Here is a 23,202-nt window from a genome sequence, read left to right as displayed (position 1 = left end):
GCTCTTACAGACTCTCGGAAATGGTCAACCGAACGTGAGGACGGGCTTGATGACCTCACCGGAAGCCGCGGCGCGCGCGGCCGCCTCAATCTCGCTGAAGGGGTACCGGGTGATCAGCTTCTCTACGGGGAGCCGTCCTTGCTCGTGGAGAGCGATGAGGTGGGGGATGAACCTCTGGGGAACCGCGTCCCCCTCGATGACGCCCCGCAGCTGGATGCCCTTGGTCATCACGGTCATGATGTCGAACTCGGCCGTCTTGCCGATACCCACCAGTGCCAGCCTCCCCCGTGGGCGCAAGGACGCGATGGCCTGGGAGATCACCGCGGACTGGCCGGTGGTGTCGATGGCGTGGTGCGTCCCACCGTGCGTGATCTCGCGGACGGCTGTCGCCACATCGTCCACGTCAGTCGGGTCGAGTGCTGCGACGGCGCCGAGGTCCTGTGCCACCGCGCGCCGGGCAGGGACCGGATCAACGGCGACCACGGTGGCGCCTTCGGCAACCGCCGCCATGACCGCGCTCAGACCAACACTTCCGGCGCCGAAGACCACCAGCGACGAATCTGCGGCCGGTTGCAGGACGTTGAGGACTGTACCGGCACCGGTCTGCACTCCGCACCCGAGCGGGGCGGCGAGAACCGGGTCGAGGTCGGCGGGAATCTTGACGCAGTTGCTCTCGTAGGCAAGTGCGTGGGTGGCAAAGCTGCTCTGGCCGAAGAAGCTGCCGAAGACCGGGGAGCCGTTCCGGGACAGGGGTGTGCTGTTGTCGGTCCTGGTACCGCTGGCGTTGAGGGCGTGGATGTCTGCCTGACAGTACGCGGACCGCCCGGAGGTGCAGTTGCCGCAGGCGCCACAGCTGCGGTAACTCAGACACACGCTGTCTCCAGGGGCGATGTTCGTCACGGCCGAGCCGACGGCTTCGACGAGGCCGGCGCCTTCGTGACCGAACACCATGGGAAGGCGTGGCCAGACCTGCCGGGTGCTGAGATCGGTGTGGCAGATCCCCGCCGCCGTGATCCGGACCAGGATCTCGTCCGGCCGCGGGTCGTCGATGTCGACGTCGCGCAGGGTGAAGGGACCGCCGACGGACTCCACCAGGGCTGCCTGGATACGCATAGGTTGGTTTCCCCCTGAAGTATTGGGTCGTCAACTATCGGTCGTCGCCGCACGGGGCGACGGAAGTGAATGACTGGTCGGCGCGCCGGGCGTTGGATACGCCCTGAGACGCGCCTGGAGGTACGCCATGACAGTAACGTCACCCGCTACGCGACGGGGGCGGCGGGTTCGTCAAGTGGGTATGGCGGCACGGATCACGCCAACTTGCTCTATTGCAGGGGAAGTTGTGCACATCGGTTGACGGTTGGATCGGCGCCGCTCAACGATGTGGGATCGCCTTCCCCCACCCCTGGCCCAGGAGGCAGCATGCAACGTTCCCGAGCGGTAGCCGTCGGCGCTCTCATCCTGCTCACCTGCGCCGCTGCAGGTGCCCACGCCGCGGAGCCGCAGTCCAACGCTCCCACTGCCGTGTCCTGGTGCGGGAAGCAGGGTGGCACCGCGCAGAAGGAAGTCCCCTACTACACCAAGACCGGCACGCAGATGGTCCAGCTGGGCGGTGAGCGGGTGATGTGTACGTTCACCGCCAAGGACGGCTCCCGGATCATGGTCGCGGCCGACTCGCTGGCCGCCGACAAACCCACCCTGGCCGCCCTCGCCTACGTTCACGCACCGAAGGACCCAGGAGGCAAGCCGGGCAATCCGTCCATCGCCTACTGCCAGACCCTCAACGGCACGGCGATGTACGGACCGAGGCCGACCGACGCCGGCGGCTGGGCGGCGCCCGGCGAAACGCATCCGGACAAGGCCGTCGCCGCCTGCATGTTCGGCGACGGATCGCTGATCGACGCCTGGGGACTCAAGTACAAGGAAGGTGGCGTCATACGGGGCGCCGACCTCACCAAGAAATTCCGCGCCGCCATCCCCTGAGCCCGTGACCGGACAGACAGGTCCAGAGGCGCGAGCATGCGCCGCCCGGCTGACGGACATCGCGCGTGCCGGACGACAGGACGGAGGGTTCGCGAGATGCTGGAGGAGTGACCGATGAGTCCCGTTCCATGCCTCCTGCCGCACACACCGGTGACCTGCCCACGATCGGCGTGGAGGAGGAGTATTTCGTCGTTGACCCTCATACGCGTGCCGTCGTTCCCACCGGCCCCGGGGTCGCTGCTCGTGCCTCTCGCGTAGTCGGCGATCTGGCCGCGAACGAGTTCGCGGAGTGCCAGGTGGAAGGGCGTACCCCGCCGTGCCGGACAGCGGGTGAGCTGCGCGGGGAACTTGAGCGGGTGCGCAGGGCGCTGGTCACCGCGGCCCGTGCCGAGGGTTCGTGCCTGTGCGCCTCGGGCACCCCGGTCCTCAGGCACGGTGGCCCGCCACGAGTGGGCGACCACCCGCGTTACCGGGCCGGGCGGGAGCAGTACCGCAGCATGCTGGACGACTTCGTCATCAGCGCGTTCCATGTCCACGTCCACCTCCCTGACCGGGAACTGGCCGTGCTGAGCGGTAATCATGTGCGGCCCTGGCTGCCTTTCTTCATCGCATTGAGTGCCAACTCCCCGTTCTTCGAGGGGCGTGATACCGGCTACGCCAGCTGGCGCTCGGTCATCAGAGGCCGCTTCCCGTGCCTGGGACCGCCGCCGTACGCGGGCTCGCTGGAGGAGCATGAGCGGCTCGCCGTGTTGATCGCTGATACGGAGGCAATGCTGGAACCCGGCATGCCGTTCTGGGACCTGCGCCCCAATCCCCGGCTGCCCACGTTGGAGATCCGGTCCATGGACGTGCTGCAGGACATCGACGACACCATCGCGGTCGCCGTGCTGCTCCGTGCGCTGGTCGTCACCGCAGCGGAAAAAGTACGGCGCGGTGACCCCGGCCCGCGTTGGGACGGTGAGGTGCTGCGAGCCGCTTGTTGGCGTGCCGCTCGGGATGGTTGGAACGGCGCTGGTTTCGACGCCCTGACCGGGCAGGTTCGTCCGGTGTCGGAAGTTGCCGAACAGCTGGTGCGGCACGTGCGCCCGGTGCTGGCGCAGTACGGGGACCTGGCGGAGGTCACAGCGCTCTTCCAACGGATGGCGGCCCGCGGTGACGGGGCGGGTCGGCAGCGGGCCTGGGGCAGGAGCGGGGCCGGGCCCGCGGGGGTGGTGGACCGGCTCGTGCTGGCCACGGCAGGCGTCCCGGCCTGAGCGACGGACCCAGGCGGGCGCGGGTGGCCGCACGTATTCCGCCTGCTGCGGCAGTTTCGTCAACGACCCGCAGCGTGCCTCGGAGGCCGGCCGGAAGGGCGGCCACGAAGCCGATCGCCTCGGCGACCAGTCCCAGGTTGATTCCCCCCTCCCAGTCGTTGTGATGAGCCCCGAGTTGGGGGCACAAGATCCAAAGGATCTTCGTCGACCGTTGGGAGAGGCAAACAGACCATGGTGACCCCCATACGCCGGCCCAGGCCCCCGCGCCGCCGGCCCGCCTTCAGCCTGCGGCAGCTGTCCCTCTCGTTCGGGCTCCTCGCGATCGTCGTCACCGGAGTGGGCCTGACACTGCAGAAGGCCATGGCCTCCGCGAGTGCGCACCCCGGCCCCGCGGTTGTCGTCGGGCTGGTTTTTGTCGTGGCGCTGGTGCTGCTGCTGCGTCGTGGACGGCGCCGGCGGGCCGCCGCCCGGAGGGTGCCGGGCGGGCGGACGTGCGCGACCTGTGGGGGAGGGGCCGGGGAACGTGTGCTCGTCCCCCTGGGAGAGGCCGTCGGTCCCAGCGCGGTGGAGGAACTCGACGCGCCTACGACGGAGGATGCCTGCCCCCGCCCGGTGGTGGACGTCACCCCTCGCCCGCCGGAGATCGACGACTACGCCGAAATGGACGCCGACGCCTTCGAGGAGGCGGTGGCCGGCCTGTGCGAGCGCGACGGCTGCGAGGACGTCCGGGTGGTCGGCGGCGCCAACGACCTCGGCGCGGACGTGGTGGCCGTGGCCCCCGACGGCCGTAGCGTCGTCATCCAGTGCAAGCGCTACGGCGCGGACAACAAGGTGGGCTCCCAGGAACTGCAGCGCTTCGGCGGCACCTGCTTCACCGTCCACGGAGCCGATGTCGCCGCCGTCGTCACCACCAGCGCCTTCACCGATCCGGCGCGGGAATACGCCGAACAGTGCGCCATCCTCTGCTTCGACCAGGACGACCTCGTCGGCTGGGCGTCCGGTACCGGCCCGGCGCCGTGGGAGTGAGCGCGCTGGTACCCCGGGCGGAGCTGCGAGCGACATGCGCCGGCGGTACGTCGCCCGGCGACCCCACGACCAGCACGACTCCGACTGAAGCGGGGGCGGGCGGGTAAACGGCCAGCGTTGATCGAACGGCCCGGCCCAGCCCGCCCGCTCTCGGGCATCCGTCGCGATGCGGGGCCGTCGCCCTACTTCTCGGGAGCTGATGGTGACCACCAACGCTGGCGTCAGCGGTTCGCGGGCCGGCTCCGGCGGACGGCCGGGCGGCGCGCGCATGCGTCCCTTCGCCCACCTGTTCCGGTGGCTTTCGGTGGCGGCGCTGCTCGTGGCCGCCGCCGGGCTCGTCGCGGCGGCGCTGCTGGCGTCGCCCTGGTGGTGGCCACCGGCGCTGGTCTTCCTCGCCCTCGGCGGGGTCGGCGCCGCTGACCTGGCGCAGCGTCGGCACTCGGTGCTGCGCAACTACCCGGTCATCGGACATCTGCGGTTCGCGCTGGAGGCGATCAGGCCGGAGCTGCAGCAGTACTTCGTCGAGCGCAACTTCGACGGCCGGCCCTTCGACCGCGATGTACGCAGCCTCGTCTACGAGCGGGCCAAGGGCACCGAGGCGGAGGAGCCGTTCGGCACCGAGCGTGACGTCTATGCCGCCGGCTACGAGTTCATGGTGCCGTCGATGGCCCCCAAGCCGGTTCCCGACCGGCACCCCACGGTCCGGCTCGGCGGCCCGGACTGCACCCGGCCGTACGACATGGCGCTGCTGAACGTCTCGGCGATGAGCTTCGGCTCGCTGTCCGGCAACGCGATCCTCGCCCTGAACCGCGGTGCCGCCCTCGGCGGCTTCGCCCACGACACCGGGGAGGGGGGTCTGTCCGAGTACCACCTGCGGCACGGTGGTGATCTCGTCTGGGAAATCGGGACCGGGTACTTCGGCTGCCGGACCGCGCAGGGCGCCTTCTCACCGTCCGAGTTCGCCGACAAGGCGGCGCACGACAGCATCAAGTGCGTCTCGCTGAAGCTGTCCCAGGGCGCGAAGCCGGGCATCGGCGGCGTCCTGCCCGGCGACAAGGTGAGCGCGGAGATCGCCCGGGTCCGGGAGGTGCCGGAAGGGCGGACGGTGACCTCCCCGCCCTACCACCGGACCTTCTCCACCCCGCGCGAACTGGTCCGCTTCCTCGCGCGGATGCGCGCACTGGCGGGCGGCAAGCCCACCGGCTTCAAGCTCTGCGTCGGCTCCCGCCGGCAGTTCCTCGCGGTCTGCAAGGCCATGCTCCAGGAGGGCGTCACCCCGGACTTCATCATCGTCGACGGCGCCGAGGGCGGCACCGGGGCCGCCCCTCTGGAGTTCGCCGACCACCTGGGCGCTCCGCTGACCGAGGGCCTGATCACCGTGCACAACGCCCTGGTCGGCTGCGGACTGCGGGACCGGATCAAGATCGGCGCGAGCGGCAAGGTGGCCACCGGCGCGGACATGGTCAAGCGCATGATCCAGGGCGCCGACTTCACCAACGCGGCACGCGCCATGATGATGGCCGTCGGCTGCATACAGGCCCGGCGATGCCACACCAACACCTGTCCGGTCGGGGTGGCCACCCAGGACCCGCACCGGGCCCGGGCGCTGGACGTGGCGGACAAGTCCGCGCGCGTGCACCGGTTCCAGAAGGCGACGGTGGACAGCGCCCTGCAGATCATGGGCTCCATGGGTGTCCAGCACCCCGACGAACTCCGCCCCCACATGCTGCGCCGCCGCCTCGACCCGCTCACCGTCCGCTCGTACGAGGAGCTGTACGAGTGGCTCTCCCCGGGCGAGCTGCTGGCCGTTCCCCCGGAGGACTGGGCAGCGGACTGGGCGGCGGCCGACCCGGACTGCTTCACCGTCTGACGTCACAAAAGATGTACATGCCCGGTGGCCGTCGGGGCAGGAGCTCCCTCGACCGGGGCCGTACGAAGAGGGAGGAGTCACTCATGAGCGTCAGCAGCGCGAGGGCGGAGACCCCGCAGGACATCGGTGTCGTCGACGGACCGACCGCGGCGCCCGTTCCGCCCGCCGAGTTGCCCCTGATCGAGTCGCCCGAGGACCTCGCCCCCGGCGACGCCCGGGAACTGACCCAGCTGTTCTTCGAGCGGTTGGAGAAGCTGGAGGAGGGCACGCCCGAGTACCAGTACGCGCGCAACACGCTCATCGAGATGAACCTCTCGCTGGTGCGTTACGCCGCCCGGCGGTTCCGGAATCGGGGCGATGATCTCGAGGACATCATGCAGGTCGGCACGATCGGCCTGATCAAGGCCATCGACCGCTACGACCTGTCGCGCAACGTGGAGTTCACCACGCTCGCCATCCCGTACATCACGGGTGAGATGAAGCGCTTCTTCCGTGACACCACCTGGGACGTACGGGTGCCCCGGCGGCTGCAGGAATTGCGGGTCGACCTCGCCCGCGCCAATGAGCACCTCGCCAACGAGCTGGGCCGGGACCCCAAGGTCTCCGAACTGGCGGCTCACCTGGACATCCCGGAGGAAGAGGTCATGGAGGGGCAGGTCGCCGCCAACGGCTACAGCGCCTCGTCCATCGACGCCACCATAGGGGACGAAGGCAACGACATACCGCTCGCGGACCTCCTCGGTGACTACGACGAGGAGATGTACCTCTTCGAGGATCTGCACACGCTCAAGCCGCTGCTGGACCAGCTGGAGGACCGCGACCGCCGGATACTGGAGCTCCGCTTCGGTCAGGAAATGACCCAGGCCGAGATTGGCGACATCCTCGGCATCTCCCAGATGCACGTCTCTCGTCTGCTCAACCGCTGCCTGGGCCAGCTGCGCACCGCCATGCTCCGCACGGACTGACCGCGCCGGCCGTCCCGGCGCAGCCGTGCCGGGACGGAGGCTGCCGGCCCGCGGTCTGCGGGGTGGCGTCGGCTCACGGGTGCACCAACGCCTGTCGGGTGCGGGTCAGTTCACTTGGGAACGGACCCGCACCCGACAGGCACGACTGTTTCTCGGTGCTCAGTTTCTCAGCGCTCGGTGCTGCCCAGCGCGCTCAGTGTTTCTCAGTGCTCAGTCGTCAAGGGCGTCCTTGGCCTTTTCCTTCGCGCCCCGCAGATCGCCCTTGGTTTCCCTGGCCGAGCCCTCGGCTTCCGCGCGCTCGTTCCCCACGGCGCGGCCCGCCGCCTTCTCCGCCTTTCCGGTGACCTGCTCGGCCTTCGCCTTGGCCTTTTCCTCGGCGCTCATCGCAATCTCCCTTCATCGAGCTCAACGAGTTTCATCGATAATTTCGTGTCCGCAGCCCCGGACCCTCATATCTCTCTGGTGTCCGTTGTGGGGCCGATAATTCCTGCGGCTCCGGCCTGAGACCAAAAACAGCTGGGAGTCTTCAGATGGCGAGCGGAAGTACCGACCGGGCGCCCGTGGCGTACGCCGACTCCGCCAGATCCGCTTCGAGTTGTTCGGCGGCGAAAGCCAGGGCGGCTTCGACGGTCCGGGTTCCGGTGGAGACGCAGAGCGTGTAGGCGAGGTCCTCCGTGCGGCGCCTGGTCTCCGGCGAACTCCGGTCCGAGCCTTGGGCGCGGAGTCCCTCGTACTGCTTCACAAGATCCCGCAGTATTGCCGGATGGGGCTTCAGCACAGCAGTTCCTCTCTCACGGAGATCGACATCGAGTGCCGTTTACCCGTGAAGAGGTGCTTCACCGCCGTACTTCACCACCGTTTTCGGTCTATGTTGGCCGGAACGGAACGGCAATGTCTGCGCGGGGACACATATGCGGCGGCCACAGGAATGGGCCCCGGCACCAAGAGTGCCGGGGCCCAACCCTTTCACTGGGCTTTCACTGGACGCCAGTCGTCACCAGCGATACCAGCGACCCCGCTTTCCGGTCGGGCCGGCCGAGCGTACGACAAAGCCCAGCAACCACACCGCGAGCACGATCACGGCCACGATCCAGAGGGCCTTGAGCGCGAATCCGGCGCCGAAAAGGAGCAGGGCAAGAAGCAGAACCAGAAGAAGGGGGACCATAGTTATCAACCTCCAAAGACCGTGTGCCCGCACCTTCCGTCGTCATACCTTTCCTTTCCCGCATTTCTTATGTGGCGTATGCGCGGCATCCATTGAGCGGCGCGGGCCGAGCTGGGCCGGGAGGAGGCGGTACCGCTTCAGGTGCGCTTCGCGGTGACTGCCACGGTGGCGTAGTGCATCGTGAAGCCGCCTCCCGCGGCGTCGATCGCGGCGCCGATGCCTGCCAACACCTCCTCCAGCTCGGCCCGTGGGAGTCGAGTGAAGGCCCCCTGAGTGGGCAGCTGGTCCAGCCACTCGTCCCGTGCGTAGCGCTGTTCCCAGTCGAAGCGCCACTGCTCGGGGTCGGTGAAGGTGCCCGCTTTGCGCAGTCCATCGGCTGCCTTGGTGCACAGCGCCGTGTAGCCGTCCACGGCCGGCGTCGTCGATTGCCGGGCAGCGAGCGAGTCGGGCATCACCCGGCGGTAGACCTCGGCGAAGGCTTCGGCCACTTCGGGCGAGGGCTGGCCCGCGTTCCAGAACAGGGCCAGCAGACCGCGGGAGCGCAGCGCCTGCGCCGCCTTGGTGGCTCCGGCGACCGGGTCCACCCAGTGCCAGGTCTGTCCGGAGACGACGGCGTCGAACGTTCGGCCGGCCGGGTCCCAGTCCTCGAAGGACGCCACCTCGACGTCGAGCCCGCGCTGCCGGGCCAGGTCGGCCATCCGCGCGTCGACGTCGACACCCAGCACCCGGGAGCCGGCCGCTTCGAACTGCCGGGCCACGATGCCGGTGCCGCAACCGACGTCGAGGACGTCCGGGCCGGGGCTGGCGGCAACGATGCGGTCCACCAGGGCTTGGGGGTAACGGGGCCGAGCCCGGTCGTACCGTTCGGCGTCCGAACCGAAGGACTCCGCCACCTGGCGGACTTGATGGCTCGTGTGGTGTTGGTCCGTGCCTTGTGGGGTCGCGCGTTGTGGGGTCGCGTATGGGGAACGAGGGGCTCGCTCCGGCGGTAAAGTGGGCATGCGCCCACTATGAGTGGGCACATGCCCACTCGTCAATGGGAACGGACCGATACGGGCCGATCAAGAGAAGAAGGAGATGCGTGGTGCCCACCGGAGTAGCCATCCGCGACGTACGCGATCAACTGTTCAGTGCCGCCGAGCGCGTCCTGCTCCGAGCCGGGCCGAGCGCGCTGACCAGCCGGGCGGTCACCGCGGAGGCGGGCTGCGCCAAGGGCGTCCTGCACCGGCACTTCGCCGACTTCGACGCCTTCCTCGCCGAGCTCGTACTGGACCGCGTCGCCCGCATCGACGACCAGGCGACGGCCCTGCGCGAGTCCGCCGGAACCGGCACCGTCGCCGACAACCTCACCCGAGCCCTGATGGACCTGTTCGGTTCGGTCGCGGTGGCGCTCGTCAGCCTCGTCACCTCCCGGGACGAGCTACGCGCCCAACTGCGCAAGGCCAGGCCCACCGGCGTCCCCGTCCTGTCCGATGCCGCGACCGCGATCGCCTCCTACCTCACCGCCGAGCGTGACCTCGGCCGCATCGCCGCAGACGCCGACGTCGACACGCTCGCACCGACGCTGATCGGGGCCGTGCACATGCTGTTCGCCGACCGGCACAGCACGCCGCCGGAGGCCGGCGCCGTCCGCAAGGTCGTGACCGCGGTCGTCGCCGGCGTCCAAGGGGAACCGCCGCGATGAATGACCTGGCAGCGGGCGTGACGGGGGATCGCACCTCGGGGAGGGGCTGAGGGGCGGTTGCCGGCTCGGCGGCTGGTGACCCGCCCCGGCCGTCACCGCACTTACGCGGTCCCGTGCCCCTCAAGGGCGGCCAGCACGAAGGGATGTCCTGCGGGATCCGCGTAACGCCGGATGTCGAACGACCCGCCGTTGTCCCGCGTCTCCAGGGGACGCGCACCGAGGTCGATCGCCTCACGCTCCGCCTGGTCCATGTCGTCCTGGGGGACCACGAAGTGCAGGTGTGCCTGCTGCGAGGTGTCCGGCCGAGGCCAGCTCGGCGGCGCGGCGCCGTGGTCCCGTCGGATGACGATGCGGACGCCCGCGGACTCGACGATCTCTATGAAGTCCGGGTGGCTGCCGACGCGTGACGTGCCGCCGAGGAATCGGGCGTAGAACTCGGCCAGTTCCTCGGGTTCGGCAGCGTCCAGCACCAGCACGCTGCTTTTGGCGACGGCCATTCTGGATCCCTCCCTCCGGGGCAGGCCTTCGCCCGCCGTACACGTCGGATACCCGGTCACTGTCGCGTCAGGCACTCAAGACGTCTGCAGCGCTTCCGGTTCGGGCTTCCGGTGGTGAGGGACTGTCCACAGCCGTACCCGTCGATCGTCGGAAGCGGTGGCGACCAGTGAGCTGTCCGGTGAGAACGCGACGGCGCGCACGGTGTCGCAGTGGCCCGTGAGCTCCGCGCCGACCCCGTCGCCCCCGTCCGTCCGCAGCAACCACACGGAGCGCTCCTCGCCTCCGACGGCCAGCCATGTCTGATCCGGTGAGAAAGCGAGTGCCTTCGGTGCGAGGATCTTCGGTACACGGCTGCCGTGGATCATCGTCCAGGTGCGGTGGCGGGTCTGAAGGTTGCAGAGCCGCACTCCCTCCATCAAGCCACCCAGTGCGAGGACCCTGCCGTCCGGCGAGAGGGCCATGGCCGTGACGGAGGGCCCGGCGCTGAGCAACGGCTGGAGGCTGTTGTCGGCCGGGGTCAGTTCCCATGCGGCCATGTCCCACATCCACGCCCTGTTGCCGCGCTCGACGGCAACGAGGAGCCCACCCGGAGAGATCGCCAACGACTCGATCGGGCTTCCGTGGCCGATATGCGGTTCCCGGACGGCCTCCTGCGTGGCGGGATCCCACAGGCGTACCGCGCTGTCGGTGCCGCCCGTCGCCAGCACCTTGCCGTCGTGGGAGAACGCCGCTGCCCTGATCGAGCCGGTGGGGGCAGGCAGCTCACCGACGAGTTCATGGGCCGCGGTATCCCATAGCTGGACGGGCCGGCCGGTGTGAACGGCGGCCAACCAGCGGCTGTCCGGCGAGAAGACCAACGACCGGGCCATTCCGCCGCGTTGGGTCAGCCGGGTACCGATGGGCTCGCGGGTGAGGGGGTCCCACAGTTGCACCGATCCGTCCTCGGCTCCGGTGGCCAGGAGACGGCCGTCCGGCGAGAACACCACCGCTCGGACGCTGTGCGCGCAGCGAAGCGGAGGTAGTGCGAGGTGGTGGCCGTGCCGCAGGGCGTGGTGCACCGCGCTCGTGGCGAGCGGTTCCTGCAGCTGCGGGTGGTCGCCTCCGGCAGGGGTGGGGGTGCGGGGGATCGTGGGGCGGGCGGCTGTCGGGAGGGCGAAAGCCCGCCGGCCGTGCGGGGCCTTACCGAGGAGTTCCACGGTGAAGTTCCTCAGCTGGACGTCTCCGTCGGCGCCGGCGGTGGCGATGAACGTGCCGTCAGGTGAGAAGGCGACCGCGAAGATCGGTCCCTCGTGAAGTTCCGCGACGAACGGCCCCGTATCGCCCTCCTGGGCCCACACCCGTAGCGTGCCGTCATGGCTCCCTGCCGCCACCGGACGCGAGCTCCCGGGAAGCATCGCCACTGCGTACACGGCGCTGCCGGGAGGACTCAAGGTCAGCACCTTGGCGGCGTCGTCCTGTCTGATGTCCCTCACGTACACCGCGCCGCTTGCGTGCCCTACGGCGAGGGTGAACGCCTGGTCGGCCATCGCGAACACCGGGCCGCAGCCCGCCAGGAATCGTGTGGGCTCATCCGAGTCCTGGCTCCAGCACTTCACCAGGCCGTTGGCGTCACCGGCCGCGAGACCGGAGCCGGGCGTTGCCAGGGCGATGATCGGGGTGCCTTGCCCGTCGAGTGGTGGGCCGTACGGCTTGAGCGAGTACGTGAGCCACTGCCGGACGGTGCCGTCGGCGCCGGCCGCGACCACCTGGCTTCCGTTGCCCCGGAACCTGACGGCGTGGACGGGACCGTCGTGGCCCGCCAGGGGGTCGCCGACCGGCTCGCGCGAGTAGGTGTCCCACAGGCGCACCGAGCCGTCAGCGCCACACGTTGCCATGTACCGCCCGTCCTGCGAGAAGTGCACCCCGTAGACCGGCCCCGCGTGTCCGGTGAGCGGGGCGCCGAGCGGCTTCGCGTCGCCTCCGCCGCGCGTGGTGGCGGTGTCCCAGAGCTGAATCGTCCCGTCCGCGCCGCCGGCCGCCAAGCAGCGCCCGTCCGGGGAGAAAGCCAGGCAGTAGACAGCGCGGCTGCCGTCGACAAGGGGCAGGCCGTACTTGTCGCGCAGGCGCAGGGGTGGCGCAGTCGTCGAGTCCCCTTCAGGGCGTTCCCGATCCATGACGGCGTCGTGGTCCGGCCGTTCGGACGGGATCGGCGTGAGGAGGGCGGTACTTCGGCGCCTCGATTGCAGCGCGGTCGCAGCTGTCCATCGCGTCCGCCATTCGTCCAGCTCCGGGGCTCTGCGGTCGGGCGGGGCGCATTCCTCACCGTACTCGTCCCAGGACAGCAGGGTTCGCACGATGAGCATGAGGGTGTCGATCCTGACGGGCTTGCCGTTGAAAGCGGCGCTCTGGGTCCCGAGCGGCAACGAGGCCGCCTCGCCGAACAACTTCTTCGCACGCGCTTCGATCTTGCGCAGCGGGGGTCGGCCGCGCTGCGCTTTCAGCCGTGTCAGACGCGTCCCCAAGTCCGCGAGTGCCTCTTCGTAGCTGCCTTCTGCCACCTGCTGGTCGACCACATTCTTCTCCCCGTTGCGTCCCGGAACAGCAGGTTAGGGCTCGCCCGACGAACGGGTGTGAACTTTCCTGAACAAGCCCGAACGCGAAAGTGTTCGACTGAACACGGCCCTCGCTGAACGGTTGTACCGAGCTGATCAGCGCTCTGCGGGTTCGTTCGATCCATGCAGGTCATGGCGCTGCTCGGGGCCAGAGTTGTGGCATGTCGAACTCGAACCCCTCTCCATCCGTCCCTGCGCCTTCCACCGACCGGGCCGAGTCCGGGCCGGAGGCGCCGTTCCTGTCCATGCACACCACCGTCGTGCTGCTGGCCTCCGTCGTCATCGGGATCGTCGTCGGTTGTCTGACGGCTCTCGCCGGGACGCCGGTCTCGGCAGCAGTCGTCGCCGGGATGGCGGCGGCCGGCGCCAGCGTCCCGGTGCTCCGCTCCCTCATCCGGTGACAACGCGTCCAGCGCGCGAGAGCGAGCGACGTGGGTCTGCTCCTCGTCCGTCGAGGAGCAGCCCCACGGGATCAGCAGGGCGGTGGAGGAACCTCGCTGATACGAGCGGCGGCGTGGCCTCGCGAGTGCGGTGATCACGTGAATCGGTGATTACCTGAGTCAGTGATCACCTGAGTCGGTGCTTACCTCCGCCGGTGAGCGCCCGGCAGTGGATCTGCGCGACGGAGGACCGTCGGGAATAGCATGGAAGACAGCTACACCGGGACGGGGCGCACAGCCCGATGCATTCCCTTCGCGGCGGGGACGCGAAAACAGGGAGGAGAGCCATGTCCTGGAATCTGACCGGCACGTACCTGGAGAGCTGCAACTGCGACGTGGTGTGCCCCTGCACCACCTCGGGCCTCACGGCTCCGGCCGACCACGAGCGCTGCCAGGTGACCTTCGCGTTCCATGTGGACAGCGGGAACGTGGACGGCGTGGACGTGTCCGACCGCAGCGTCGCCGTCTTCGTCGACGGGCCCCGGGTGATGGCCGAGGGTGGCTGGCAGGTGGCGCTGTACATCGACGCTTCGGCCGACGACGGTCAGGCGGAGGCACTGGGCAAGGTCTTCTCCGGCAAGGCAGGTGGGCCGATGGCGGTGCTCACTCCGCTCATCGGCGGACTCCTCGGCGTACAGCGCGTTCCCATCGACTACCGCGACGACGGCCGCCGCCACGCCGCACGGGTGGGCGACGCGATCGACATCGAGATCGAGGACCAGGTCGCCCCGCAGTTCGGCGAGGACGGTCCGGTGATGGGCCTGACCGGCATGTTCCATCCGGCGAACAGCACGCTGACGATCGCCCGCTCCACCCGGGCGACGGGCGCGGGCGTGTACGGCCGGTCCTGGGACTTCACCGGCGGCAACGGACACTACGCGCCCTTCACGTGGGCGGCGTGAACGGCAGACCGGTTACCGCCCGCCGCACGGCGGGCGCCTCCGGGCTGCTGCTGGTCGCGGCGGCCGCCGCTTGGGTCTGGGTGGTGACGCACTGGGACGGCAGGCCGGCGATGCCCGGCACCATGGGACTGGGCCTCCCCGCTTTCCTGGCCGTGTGGACGCTGATGATGGCCGCGATGATGTTGCCCGCCACGACGCCGGTGGCCGCGTTGTACGCACGTACCCTCACCGTGCACCGGGCGCCGCGCATGGTCGTCTTCACGGTCGCCTACCTGCTCGTCTGGGCCGCGGCCGGACTGCCGGCCTACGCGCTGGCGGTCGGTCTGGGCCGGGCCGCGAGCCTCCCCGTCGGGGTGGGGACCGCAGCAGCCGCGGCCGTGTTCGCGGTCAGCGGCGTCTACCAGCTGACGCCCCTCAAAGACCGCTGCCTGGCGAAGTGCCGCTCACCGCTCGGACTGATGCTGCGCTACGCCTCGTACCCGGGGCGCTCGCGCGATCTGCGTGCCGGAGCCCATCACGGAGCCTTCTGCCTGGGCTGCTGCTGGTCGCTGATGGTGCTGCTGGCGGCGTTCGGTCTGATGAACCTGTGGGCCATGGTGGTCCTGGCCACCGTGATCACCGCCGAGAAGCTCGTTCCGGCCGGCCGCCTGGTGGCCCGTGCCGTGGGGATCGCCTCGCTCGCACTGGCCGTCGCCGTGGTCTGGGTTCCGGCGCTGGCCCCGGGCCTGATCGGCGGCGGTATGACAGGGATGTGAGGACGGGCCGCCCCGGCCGGGGGCTCGTACCCTCCTGGACACCGCAAGCCCGGCCGCGGTGGCCCGCCAGGCAGTCACCTCACCTCCACCTCCCGTTCCGCTCATCCCCAACTCCCTTTCCGCTACTGCCCGGAAGTCGTCCGGCGGCCGACCGGTGAGGCGTTTCCCGTTCCCGGCCGATGACGCGTGGCCCGTTCGAAGAACCAGGAATAGCCCCTGGTCATCGGGGCAGGCGATGCATCGGCACAGATCAAGCACAACATCCGACATCCGTTCTTCCGGTTCGCGGTAGCGCAGTGCCTGAATCTCCCAGCAGGGTGAGGGGCATTCCCCCGGGAGCACGACTGACGGGTTCGGACGGAGAGGTGGACCGGAGCAGGTCATGGCTGAATTCCTCACGGACATCGAAACCATCCGCGAGCGAGCGCGCTTGGAGATCGAGAAGGGCCCGATCACCGATGCCTACGGCGCGGACCTGGAGCGGGTTCTCCAGGTGCTCAACGAGGCCCTGGCCACGGAGATCGTCTGCACGCTCAGGTACAAGCGGCATTACTACACGGCGTCCGGGCTGTATTCGGAACCCGTCGCGGCCGAGTTTCTGGAACACGCCGCGGAGGAACAGCAGCACGCCGACAAACTGGCCCAGCGCATCGTCCAGCTCGGTGGTGAACCGGACTTCGATCCCGACACCCTGACGAAGCGTGCGCACGCCGGGTACGACGCCAGTACCGACCTGATCGAGATGATCAAGGAGGACTTGGTTGCCGAACGCGTGGCCGTGGCCTCCTACACGGAGATCACACAGTGGCTGGGCGACGGCGATCCGACGACCCGCAGGGTCTTCGAGGAACTCCTCGCGCAGGAGGAGGAACACGCCGACGACCTGCGCGGCCTGCTGGAGCGGATCCCCCGGCACACCACGGACCAGCAGTCCGACCGGGCCTGACCGGGTGTTCGGTGTCCGCTCGCCGAGCGAGGACGCAGCGCATGCGCGAGGCCACAGTGCATGCACGAGGCCACAGTGCATGCACGAGGCCACAGCGCATGCACGAGGACACAGCGCACGCACGAGGACACAGCGCATTGTCGACCACAGTGAGGGAGCCCCACACATGCCTGATTCCGATCTGTTGAGCGTGGAAGTCACCGTCATCGACGAGCGGACCGCGATGGTCGCGGTGCGCGGTGAGCTCGACACCGACACCGGTATCGCCCTGCACCACCAGCTCGCCAATCAGCTCGCGCACGGCCGGCGGTATCTCGTGCTCGACCTGCGGGAGGTTCCGTTCATGGATTCCTCGGGGCTGAACGTCATCATCAGGGCGCACAACGACACCCGGCAGGTCGGTGGGAGTGTGTACCTGGCCGCCGTGTCACCGACCGTCCGGCGACTGCTCGACCTGACGGGGATCAGCTTCACCACACCGGTCCGGGACACTCCGGAGGAAGCACTGTTCGAACTCGCCGCCGCGTCCCTGCCGGAGCCGCCCCCGCCCTCCTGAGCGCACCCGCCAGGGTTCCCGAGGCACGGAAAAGGCGCGTCCGGCCCGGCCGGGGCTGGTCAGTAGTTGCTGCTCAGTAGTTGGCGAGCGCCACCACGACGATGATCACCGCGGGAATCGCCAGGCCGGCCAGCACACAGCCGCAGCCCTTCGACGTAGAGCTGATGGCCTGCCGCGCCTCGATCCGGCGGGCCGCGTGCTCGGCCGTCCGCACCGGGCGGAGGGCCCGCCAGACGGTCCGAGTGATCCAGTACGGGCTGGTCACCACGTAGAAGACGCACACCGCCGCGTAATACAGCGCCTCAAGGATCTGCGCGACGAAGGCCACCACGGCCAGTACCGGAAGCATCAGCAGGATCATCCCTGCCGACTTGCCGGCGGCCCAGGCATCCCAACTGGGCTTCTTCACCGGCGATATGGGGAGTTTCCGCGGCCGGCCGGCGGCTGCTTCAGCGGTGGTGTGGGGCGCGTCCGCGGGGACCGCGGGAGGGCCCGTCGGCCGGTCGTCGTACGGGCCCGCAGGGGATTCGCTTGTCTTGCTCACGTGGGAAAGGTACCGGGGCGCAGCAGCAGTGACGAGTTCGGCTCGGGCTGCCGGACGTCCGCGGTCGGGTCGCTCCGTTGTCACCGGGCGGCCGCCAGCAGGACGGCTGTCTGCCCTGGCCGGTGGCGTATCCCACGCCCTCCAACGAACGCTAGCGTGAGCGACATGGCTTTTCGACCCGGCTTTTCCCTCCGCCCTTCCCTCCACCACTTCCCCTCAGCTCGTCCCTCCGTCTTCGTCCCCGAGGAGCGCAGCTGATGACGTTCCGGGCGCACATGACGCAGATGGCGGTGGGTGCCTTGGCGGCGTTCCGCGAGGAACCGGCCTCCGGGATCTATGCCGTCACGTTCCGGATCGACAGCGTCGACCAGGACCCGCGCTTCCCGTACCTGGCGATCGGCTACAACACCGACGCGGAGGTGAACCGACTGCTGGCGACGCCGAGCCCGCCGGAGCCCTGGGAGGCCCGTTGGAACTACGCCTACTTCCCCTCGTCCGGACTGGAGGGCATACGTATCTGCGGCCACCATCGCCAACACGACCCGCTCGGCGCCGAGTTGCACCGGCGGGAGTCGATGGCGCAGGGCCTGTGGTACGAGGACGGCGACGAACTCACCGACCCGGAGCGGGATGCGCGGGACGAGCGCCTCGACGAAGGGTTCCACGAACTCTGCGTCGACGTGGCGCGGCAGCTGCACAGCGGCGGTGGGATCACCGCACGACTGGGACGGCCGGTGCCGGTGATCCTCTACGACATGTTCCAGCCGGACGAGATGTTCACCCTGACCAGGGCCGCCAACCCGGCGGACCTGGTCGCGGAGTTCCTGTCGCAGGACCCGGAGGGGCAGGTGCCGCTGTAGGGATGGTGCATGCGGAGGGTGTCGCGTCCAGAACGGGTGCGAGCGCGGCGATGACAGCCCGACGCCGGCCCGACGACGGCTTCGGGCCGGACCACGAGCACGGCGTTGGCGTTCGGCCGCGCTGCGCTCAGTCGGTGGTGCGCAGCAGCAGCTTGCCCGTCGAGGTGCGCCCGCCCATCAGCCGGTGGGCCTCGGCCGCGTGCGACAGGGGGAACTCCGCGGTGATCGGGAGCGCCACGGTGCCGTCGATGACGGTGCGGAAGGCCCGCTCGGTCAGCGAGCGCAGCGCCTCGGGCGCCGACTGCGCGAGCGCCAGGATGGAGAAGCCGGCGACGGAACGGCCTTGCGCGTAGAGCTCGGGCTGACCGACCTGCCACGGCTCGGCCCCGCCGGCGTTGCCGAAGGAGACCAGGCGGCCGAAGACGGCCAGCGCGTCGAGGCCGCGGCGGAGGGTATCGCCGCCCACCGGGTCGAGTACCAGGTCGACGCCCTTGCCCTGGGTGACGCGGCGGATGTCGTCGGAGAAGGTGTCGGCGGTGAACACCTCGTCGTAGCCGTGCTGGAGGGCGTGCCCGGCCTTGGCCGTGGAGGAGACCACGCCGTACACGGCACCCGCGCCGGCCGCCCGGGCCAGCTGTCCGGCCACGGTGCCGATACCTCCTGCCGCGCCGTGCACCAGCACGCTCTCTCCGGCGCGCAGGCGCCCCACCTCGTGGAGCAGGGCATGCGCTGTCGGCAATACGGTGGGCAGCGCGGCGGCGGTCCGTAGGTCCAGGCCCTCGGGAAGCGGGAAGACAGTGGTGGTGTCGGCGACCACCACCTCCGCGTAGGCGCCGCTGTTGACGAGTGCGACGGCCTCCTGCCCCGGACGCAACCCCTCGACGCCATGGCCGACGGCCCGGATCCGTCCGGAGACCTCCAGGCCTGGCCGGAAGGGCAGCGAGTCCACCCGGTACCCCTCGGCGCGTGCCTTGAGGTCCGCGAAGTTCACGCCCACATAGGCGGCATCGATGGTGACTTGACCCGGCCCCGGCGAGGGCGGTTCGGCCTGCACGACCTTGAGAACCTCGGGGCCGCCGTACTTCTGGAACTCGATTGCACGCATGGGTGGGACGCATCCTTCGACAGAGTGTTCAATGGAAAGCGAACACTCGCACTGTACGATGCTCATCGAACACTCGGCAAGCGGCCGGGCCACACAGGTGTCCGGCGACGACGCGACGCGCACGGTGAGGAGAGGGACATGGCGAACCAGACGGAGGGCGGCAGTCACCGCGCGGCGCCGGTGCACACCGATCCCGAGGACGTGTCCCTCCTGACCGCGTTGTCCGCGCTCGCCGACTCCGTGCGTCTGACGCTGATCCGCGAGCTGGCCGGCTCCGCCGACTGGACCCGCAGCTGCGGCAGCTTCGACGTACCGGTCGGCAAAGCCGCACTCAGTCATCACTTCTCGGTCCTGCGCGGCGCCGGACTGGTCGAACAGCGCGACGAGGGGCCCAAGCGGGTCAACCGACTGCGCCGGGAGGAGTTCGACGCACGGTTCCCCGGGCTGCTCGATCTGATCCTCCGCGCCGACGACCTCGACTGAAGCGCTCAGCGACCGGGTGGGTCGGCGGCAGGCCGCCGACCCACGGGGTCATCACTCGTGAGAATGCGGCTTCGTGACCCTGAAGCGGGCCACGTTCTCCTCAGTCGACCAGCGCTGGAAGCCGGCCTTTTCCAGTACGCGGGCGGAGGCCGGGTTCGACAACTCCACGGTGGCGACCACGGTATGGACGCCGGGCGCGGTGAGTGCGAAGGCGGCGAGGGCACGCGTGGCCTCGGGGGCGTAGCCCCGGCCGCGACGGGAGGCCACGATGCCGTAGCCGATTTCGAGGACCCCCTCGTTGGGCGGCCAGAACAGGCCGATGGAGCCCACCACCAGGCCGCCGGCACGCTCGATGATCAGGCGGTGGCTGTGTTCGCCGAGCCAGTCGGGGTGCTGGTCGAGGAGGCCCGCGATGACTCGGTCGCCTTCGGCGGGGAAGTCGTCGGCCCAATGGGGCGACCTGGTGCCGTCGAGGGCTGCGACGGCCTCGGCCGCGGTCCAGGGCCGGAGAACGAGGCGGTCGGTGGTCAGCTCAGCGTGGGGTGATGCGAGGGCGGAATTCACGTGTCACTCCTGGTCGTGGGAACGACCCGGACCGCGCTCTGCTCACGCGGTGGGCCGGAGAAGGGCATGCTGAAGAGAGCCGTCGGCGGCCATATTCATCAACCTCCCTTGTCCCGTGATCACGCGCTTCCTGCGCCGCGTGACGGTAACCGCATCACTCAAGCGAGGGCAAAGCATTTTCCCGTCGATCAGGCGGGCTCAGAATCCCGGCGTGGGAACCACGCCGGGATCCGCTCGCCGACATCCCCCGGCCAACAGGCACCGCGTCAGTGATGGGTAGCGCGTCTCTCGTTCCCCGGGCCCGGGAGGCCCACGGCCTCGTCGCGCTGTTAGCTTTCTGCGACATGAACCACGTGGACTGGGCCGAGCTGACGCACGCGTACGGAACCGCCGAGGACGTCCCCGGCCTTCTGCGCGACCTGCGGTCCGACGACGCCGTGACCCGGGAGCGCGCACTGGACGCGCTGTATGGGGGCGTGCACCACCAGGGGGACGTGTACGACTCGACGCTCGCGTGCATACCCCACCTCCTGGCCCTCGCCCAGGACCCGGACGCGCCCGACCGGGGACCCGTCATCGGCCTGCTGACCAGCATCGGCGCCACCGCGCACCTTGCCGCCGAGGAGGCCGGAGCCTCCATGCCCGACCCGGAGGCGGCGCTCGCCGAGGCGGCTGCCGCCGGGTGGGAGCCGGACGAGTGGTGGGAGGAGTACGCGTGCGCCCACGGACTGCTCGCCGGGCGGGCGCTGGCCGCCGCGGTGCCATCGATGGTGCGGCTGCTCACGGACGCCGACCCGGGCGTACGGGCGGCGGCGGCCACGTTCCTCGTGCGGTGCGCCGATGAGCCCGAGGCGTTGCTGCCCGAACTGACGGGATGTCTGCGCGCTGAGCCCGACCCGGCCACCCGGCAGTCGCTCGTCGAGGACGTGGCCGACCTGCTCGGCCGGCTCGCCGACCGCGAAGCCGACCGCGAAGCCGGCCGCGGAGCCGGGGCCGGCGCGCGAACCAAGCACGTCCAGGCGGCGGTCGACCTGCTGCGCCGCCTCGCCACCGGGCCGCAGCCGGACGACGCCACGACCGGCCCGCACTCCGGAGCGGACCGCGCCGGGGAGCTGCCAGCCTTCGCGGAGGCGTCGGACCTTGCGAAGGCATCGGACCTCGCGAAAGCATCCGCCCTCACGGAAGACCCGTCCACCGTCCTCACCGCGCTCACCGCCCTCGCGGCGCACGCCCCCGACGCGCTGCCGCCCGACGTCGCCGACCGGGCCATCGCGGCCCTCGACCGGGCGAGCGGCCGGTCGGCGCCGCCCCCGGAGAGCGGCCCGGACTCCGGCACGATGCTCTCCTACCTGCGCGACCTGCGCACGCAGGCCTACCCCGAGGACATCGAGGCACGGCTGGTGGACGCCGTACACGACCTCCACGGAGCGCTCGGCAGTCGGCTGCACGACCGCCACCGGCTCGTGCTGCACGATCTGCGGCGTACCACGCCCTGCGTCCGCAGCGACGTTCTCGACCGGGTGAGGGAGCTCTACGGCGGCTGGCGGGTGCCCAAGCAGGAGGCGGCGGAGGCGGCGGCACTCCTCGGTGGCGTGCTCGCGGCGTACGCCGAGACCATGGAGGCGCAAACCGAGGACGGCACGCCCGAGGACGCCGGGACGGTGGCCACCTCCGGGTCGGACGCACCCGTCAGTACCGCCACCTCCGGCTCGGACACACCCGTCAGCGACGCCACCGCTGCCGCCGCGGCCGAGGAACTGCGCTGCTGCTGCCTGCCGTTGACCGACGACATCCTGGACGCCGCCCATCGCATCGCCGACGCTTCCGGCTACCGCACCGGCCACGGTTGGGAGGGGGACGCCGGCGGTGAGTGCCTCCAGCTCCTGGTGGCCGCCGGGGACGAGCGGGGCGCCCGGCTGCTCGGGGAGTTGCTGTACGGCAGGGCACTCCCTGAGGGGCTGCCCGGCTGGTGCCGGGACCTCGGCACGCACGCAGCCGGAATGCTGCCGGAGTTGGGGGCCCGCCTGCAGCAAATCGCCGAGCGAACGAGGGAGGAACCGGGGGACGACAGCGCTCTGGACGAGGCCGCCCGCCTGCTGTCCGCGCTGCGGTCGACAGGCTTTGACGAATCCGCCGGCGTGATCGCACCCTTTCTCGACGCACTGGCCGAGCAGGCGGAGAAGCGGGGGACCGGACTGCACCGAGCCGGAATCCTCCTGCTCGCGTCACCGGACGGCATCGGTCCCGACGCCGCCGACCACGCGGCGGTGCTGTGCCGCCTCCTTGCCGACCCCTCCCCGTACGCCCGGATCGGTGCCGCCCGGGCGCTGTGGCACGCCGGACAGGGCACGGCGGAGATACTGCCGGTGCTCACCGCCACCGTCGAGAACATCGTCGAGAACACCAACGACTGGCACGCCGGCCACGAGGCGCTGGAGCTGGTTGCGGTGATGGGCCCCGCGGCGACCCCCCTCGCGCCCGCCGTCCGGGCCTGCCTCGACACGCCGCATACCAGCACGCTCACCGCCGCCCGCGCGGCGCTGGCCCTCCGAGCGATCACCGCGGGCACGGGCAACGCGGCGGACCGGACTGCCGCGGACCGGACCGCCGCGGATGCCGCGCTGCTCGCGGCATGGCAGGCCGATCGCTCGGTCCGCTCCGTCATCGCCGCCGGACTCCACCGCGAGGACCCGGCCGCGCCACTCCCGCCCGGACTGGCCGCCCTCCTACGCGAGGAGCTGGCCGACCCACGTCGCCTGGACAACCCGGGCCGGCCCACCCGTACGCGCTTCCGCCACAACACCGCGGCGGATGAAAGGTTTTGCGCCCGGGCCACCACCCTCCTCGCCCGCGCATGATGCTCGGCTCATCGCTCACGGCACGTCTCCGTGGGTCACCCGAGGGCGTTCCAGAACACGGAGTGGTGGCGGCCCTGGGCCAACTCGCTCGTATGCGGTGCGCCGAGCGCACCTCCCCAGGGACGCTCCCCTTCACAGACATGACGCGGCGCCGGCC

General features: G+C 70.2%; 25 protein-coding genes. 15 read left to right on the top strand and 10 right to left on the bottom strand.

Annotation, left to right across the window (positions count from 1 at the left end):
• Positions 1–24 precede the first annotated feature (24 nt).
• Positions 25–1,113 (bottom strand): NAD(P)-dependent alcohol dehydrogenase, encoded by a 1,089-nt coding sequence (locus IG62_RS0103510; protein WP_030797401.1) that lies wholly within the window; start codon positions 1,111–1,113, stop codon positions 25–27.
• Between the two features lie 306 nt (positions 1,114–1,419).
• On the opposite strand from IG62_RS0103510, the gene IG62_RS0103505 reads away from it, so the two are divergent.
• The 6 genes from IG62_RS0103505 to IG62_RS0103485 all read left to right on the top strand — a co-directional run bounded on the left by IG62_RS0103505 (position 1,420) and on the right by IG62_RS0103485 (position 7,094).
• Positions 1,420–1,980 carry a hypothetical protein gene (locus IG62_RS0103505; RefSeq protein ID WP_030797386.1) on the top strand — a complete coding sequence of 187 codons (561 nt, stop codon included), beginning with the start codon at positions 1,420–1,422 and terminating at the stop codon, positions 1,978–1,980.
• 128 nt (positions 1,981–2,108) lie between these two features.
• Complete coding sequence (locus tag IG62_RS0103500; RefSeq protein WP_037837707.1) at positions 2,109–3,233, top strand: carboxylate-amine ligase; 1,125 nt, start codon at positions 2,109–2,111, stop codon at positions 3,231–3,233.
• Positions 3,133–3,471: a general stress protein gene (locus tag IG62_RS50020; protein WP_078871786.1), complete on the top strand. Its 339-nt coding sequence runs from the start codon at positions 3,133–3,135 to the stop codon at positions 3,469–3,471. Before IG62_RS0103500 ends, IG62_RS50020 begins: the two co-directional genes overlap by 101 nt.
• On the top strand, positions 3,465–4,259 hold the full coding sequence (locus IG62_RS0103495; RefSeq protein WP_030797382.1) for a restriction endonuclease: 795 nt from the start codon (positions 3,465–3,467) through the stop codon (positions 4,257–4,259). Before IG62_RS50020 ends, IG62_RS0103495 begins: the two co-directional genes overlap by 7 nt.
• A gap of 268 nt (positions 4,260–4,527) precedes the next feature.
• Positions 4,528–6,129: an FMN-binding glutamate synthase family protein gene (locus IG62_RS0103490; RefSeq protein WP_078871801.1), complete on the top strand. Its 1,602-nt coding sequence runs from the start codon at positions 4,528–4,530 to the stop codon at positions 6,127–6,129.
• Positions 6,130–6,212: 83 nt separating this feature from the next.
• Entirely contained in the window at positions 6,213–7,094 is an 882-nt protein-coding gene (locus IG62_RS0103485) for an RNA polymerase sigma factor SigF (protein WP_030797378.1), read from the top strand.
• A gap of 210 nt (positions 7,095–7,304) precedes the next feature.
• Here the strand turns inward: IG62_RS0103485 and IG62_RS44165 are convergent, their stop codons facing one another.
• The 4 genes from IG62_RS44165 to IG62_RS0103465 form a co-directional block, all read right to left on the bottom strand.
• Entirely contained in the window at positions 7,305–7,478 is a 174-nt protein-coding gene (locus IG62_RS44165) for a CsbD family protein (protein ID WP_078871785.1), read from the bottom strand.
• A gap of 142 nt (positions 7,479–7,620) precedes the next feature.
• Positions 7,621–7,872, bottom strand: coding sequence for a DUF5133 domain-containing protein (locus IG62_RS0103475; protein ID WP_051797507.1), 252 nt, complete (start codon positions 7,870–7,872; stop codon positions 7,621–7,623).
• 216 nt (positions 7,873–8,088) lie between these two features.
• On the bottom strand, positions 8,089–8,259 hold the full coding sequence (locus IG62_RS0103470; RefSeq protein WP_030410393.1) for a hypothetical protein: 171 nt from the start codon (positions 8,257–8,259) through the stop codon (positions 8,089–8,091).
• Between the two features lie 137 nt (positions 8,260–8,396).
• Positions 8,397–9,152 carry a class I SAM-dependent methyltransferase gene (locus IG62_RS0103465; RefSeq protein WP_030797374.1) on the bottom strand — a complete coding sequence of 252 codons (756 nt, stop codon included), beginning with the start codon at positions 9,150–9,152 and terminating at the stop codon, positions 8,397–8,399.
• A gap of 191 nt (positions 9,153–9,343) precedes the next feature.
• Here IG62_RS0103465 and IG62_RS0103460 point away from each other — a divergent pair, with 191 nt between their 5' ends.
• A complete protein-coding gene (locus IG62_RS0103460; protein WP_030797371.1) occupies positions 9,344–9,943 on the top strand; it encodes a TetR/AcrR family transcriptional regulator in 600 nt (199 codons plus the stop codon).
• Positions 9,944–10,044: 101 nt separating this feature from the next.
• Here IG62_RS0103460 and IG62_RS0103455 read toward each other — a convergent pair whose 3' ends face one another.
• Together IG62_RS0103455 and IG62_RS41320 are read right to left on the bottom strand one after the other, a co-directional pair.
• Positions 10,045–10,440 carry a VOC family protein gene (locus tag IG62_RS0103455; protein WP_030797368.1) on the bottom strand — a complete coding sequence of 132 codons (396 nt, stop codon included), beginning with the start codon at positions 10,438–10,440 and terminating at the stop codon, positions 10,045–10,047.
• Positions 10,441–10,515: 75 nt separating this feature from the next.
• Positions 10,516–12,993 (bottom strand): WD40 repeat domain-containing protein, encoded by a 2,478-nt coding sequence (locus IG62_RS41320; RefSeq protein ID WP_037837706.1) that lies wholly within the window; start codon positions 12,991–12,993, stop codon positions 10,516–10,518.
• Positions 12,994–13,193: 200 nt separating this feature from the next.
• Between IG62_RS41320 and IG62_RS41315 the strand changes: the two genes are divergently transcribed.
• From IG62_RS41315 to IG62_RS0103425, 5 genes are all read left to right on the top strand, one after another.
• On the top strand, positions 13,194–13,433 hold the full coding sequence (locus IG62_RS41315) for a hypothetical protein (protein ID WP_037837705.1): 240 nt from the start codon (positions 13,194–13,196) through the stop codon (positions 13,431–13,433).
• Between the two features lie 326 nt (positions 13,434–13,759).
• Positions 13,760–14,374 (top strand): DUF1326 domain-containing protein, encoded by a 615-nt coding sequence (locus IG62_RS0103440; RefSeq protein ID WP_030797365.1) that lies wholly within the window; start codon positions 13,760–13,762, stop codon positions 14,372–14,374.
• A complete protein-coding gene (locus tag IG62_RS0103435; protein ID WP_030797362.1) occupies positions 14,371–15,129 on the top strand; it encodes a DUF2182 domain-containing protein in 759 nt (252 codons plus the stop codon). The genes IG62_RS0103440 and IG62_RS0103435 overlap by 4 nt, the downstream gene beginning before the upstream one ends.
• Before the next feature lie 382 nt (positions 15,130–15,511).
• Positions 15,512–16,075 carry a ferritin-like domain-containing protein gene (locus IG62_RS0103430; protein ID WP_030797360.1) on the top strand — a complete coding sequence of 188 codons (564 nt, stop codon included), beginning with the start codon at positions 15,512–15,514 and terminating at the stop codon, positions 16,073–16,075.
• A 166-nt stretch (positions 16,076–16,241) separates the two neighbouring features.
• Positions 16,242–16,631: an STAS domain-containing protein gene (locus IG62_RS0103425; protein WP_030797359.1), complete on the top strand. Its 390-nt coding sequence runs from the start codon at positions 16,242–16,244 to the stop codon at positions 16,629–16,631.
• 73 nt (positions 16,632–16,704) lie between these two features.
• Here IG62_RS0103425 and IG62_RS0103420 read toward each other — a convergent pair whose 3' ends face one another.
• Positions 16,705–17,175 (bottom strand): hypothetical protein, encoded by a 471-nt coding sequence (locus IG62_RS0103420; protein WP_158794967.1) that lies wholly within the window; start codon positions 17,173–17,175, stop codon positions 16,705–16,707.
• Positions 17,176–17,432: 257 nt separating this feature from the next.
• Between IG62_RS0103420 and IG62_RS0103415 the strand changes: the two genes are divergently transcribed.
• A complete protein-coding gene (locus IG62_RS0103415) occupies positions 17,433–18,035 on the top strand; it encodes a hypothetical protein (RefSeq protein ID WP_051797506.1) in 603 nt (200 codons plus the stop codon).
• A gap of 127 nt (positions 18,036–18,162) precedes the next feature.
• On the opposite strand, the gene IG62_RS0103410 is transcribed toward IG62_RS0103415, so the two are convergent.
• Positions 18,163–19,140 (bottom strand): quinone oxidoreductase family protein, encoded by a 978-nt coding sequence (locus IG62_RS0103410; RefSeq protein ID WP_030797356.1) that lies wholly within the window; start codon positions 19,138–19,140, stop codon positions 18,163–18,165.
• A 138-nt stretch (positions 19,141–19,278) separates the two neighbouring features.
• Here IG62_RS0103410 and IG62_RS0103405 point away from each other — a divergent pair, with 138 nt between their 5' ends.
• Positions 19,279–19,623, top strand: a complete 345-nt coding sequence (locus IG62_RS0103405) for an ArsR/SmtB family transcription factor (protein WP_030797355.1) — start codon at positions 19,279–19,281, stop codon at positions 19,621–19,623.
• A gap of 51 nt (positions 19,624–19,674) precedes the next feature.
• On the opposite strand, the gene IG62_RS0103400 is transcribed toward IG62_RS0103405, so the two are convergent.
• On the bottom strand, positions 19,675–20,187 hold the full coding sequence (locus IG62_RS0103400) for a GNAT family N-acetyltransferase (RefSeq protein ID WP_030797353.1): 513 nt from the start codon (positions 20,185–20,187) through the stop codon (positions 19,675–19,677).
• A 344-nt stretch (positions 20,188–20,531) separates the two neighbouring features.
• On the opposite strand from IG62_RS0103400, the gene IG62_RS0103395 reads away from it, so the two are divergent.
• A complete protein-coding gene (locus tag IG62_RS0103395) occupies positions 20,532–23,045 on the top strand; it encodes a HEAT repeat domain-containing protein (protein ID WP_158794966.1) in 2,514 nt (837 codons plus the stop codon).
• Positions 23,046–23,202: the final 157 nt, after the last annotated feature.

This window comes from Streptomyces sp. NRRL S-337 (assembly GCF_000720175.1).
GTDB lineage: Bacteria > Actinomycetota > Actinomycetes > Streptomycetales > Streptomycetaceae > Streptomyces > Streptomyces siderophoricus.
This window is presented reverse-complemented; position numbering and strand designations above follow the sequence as displayed.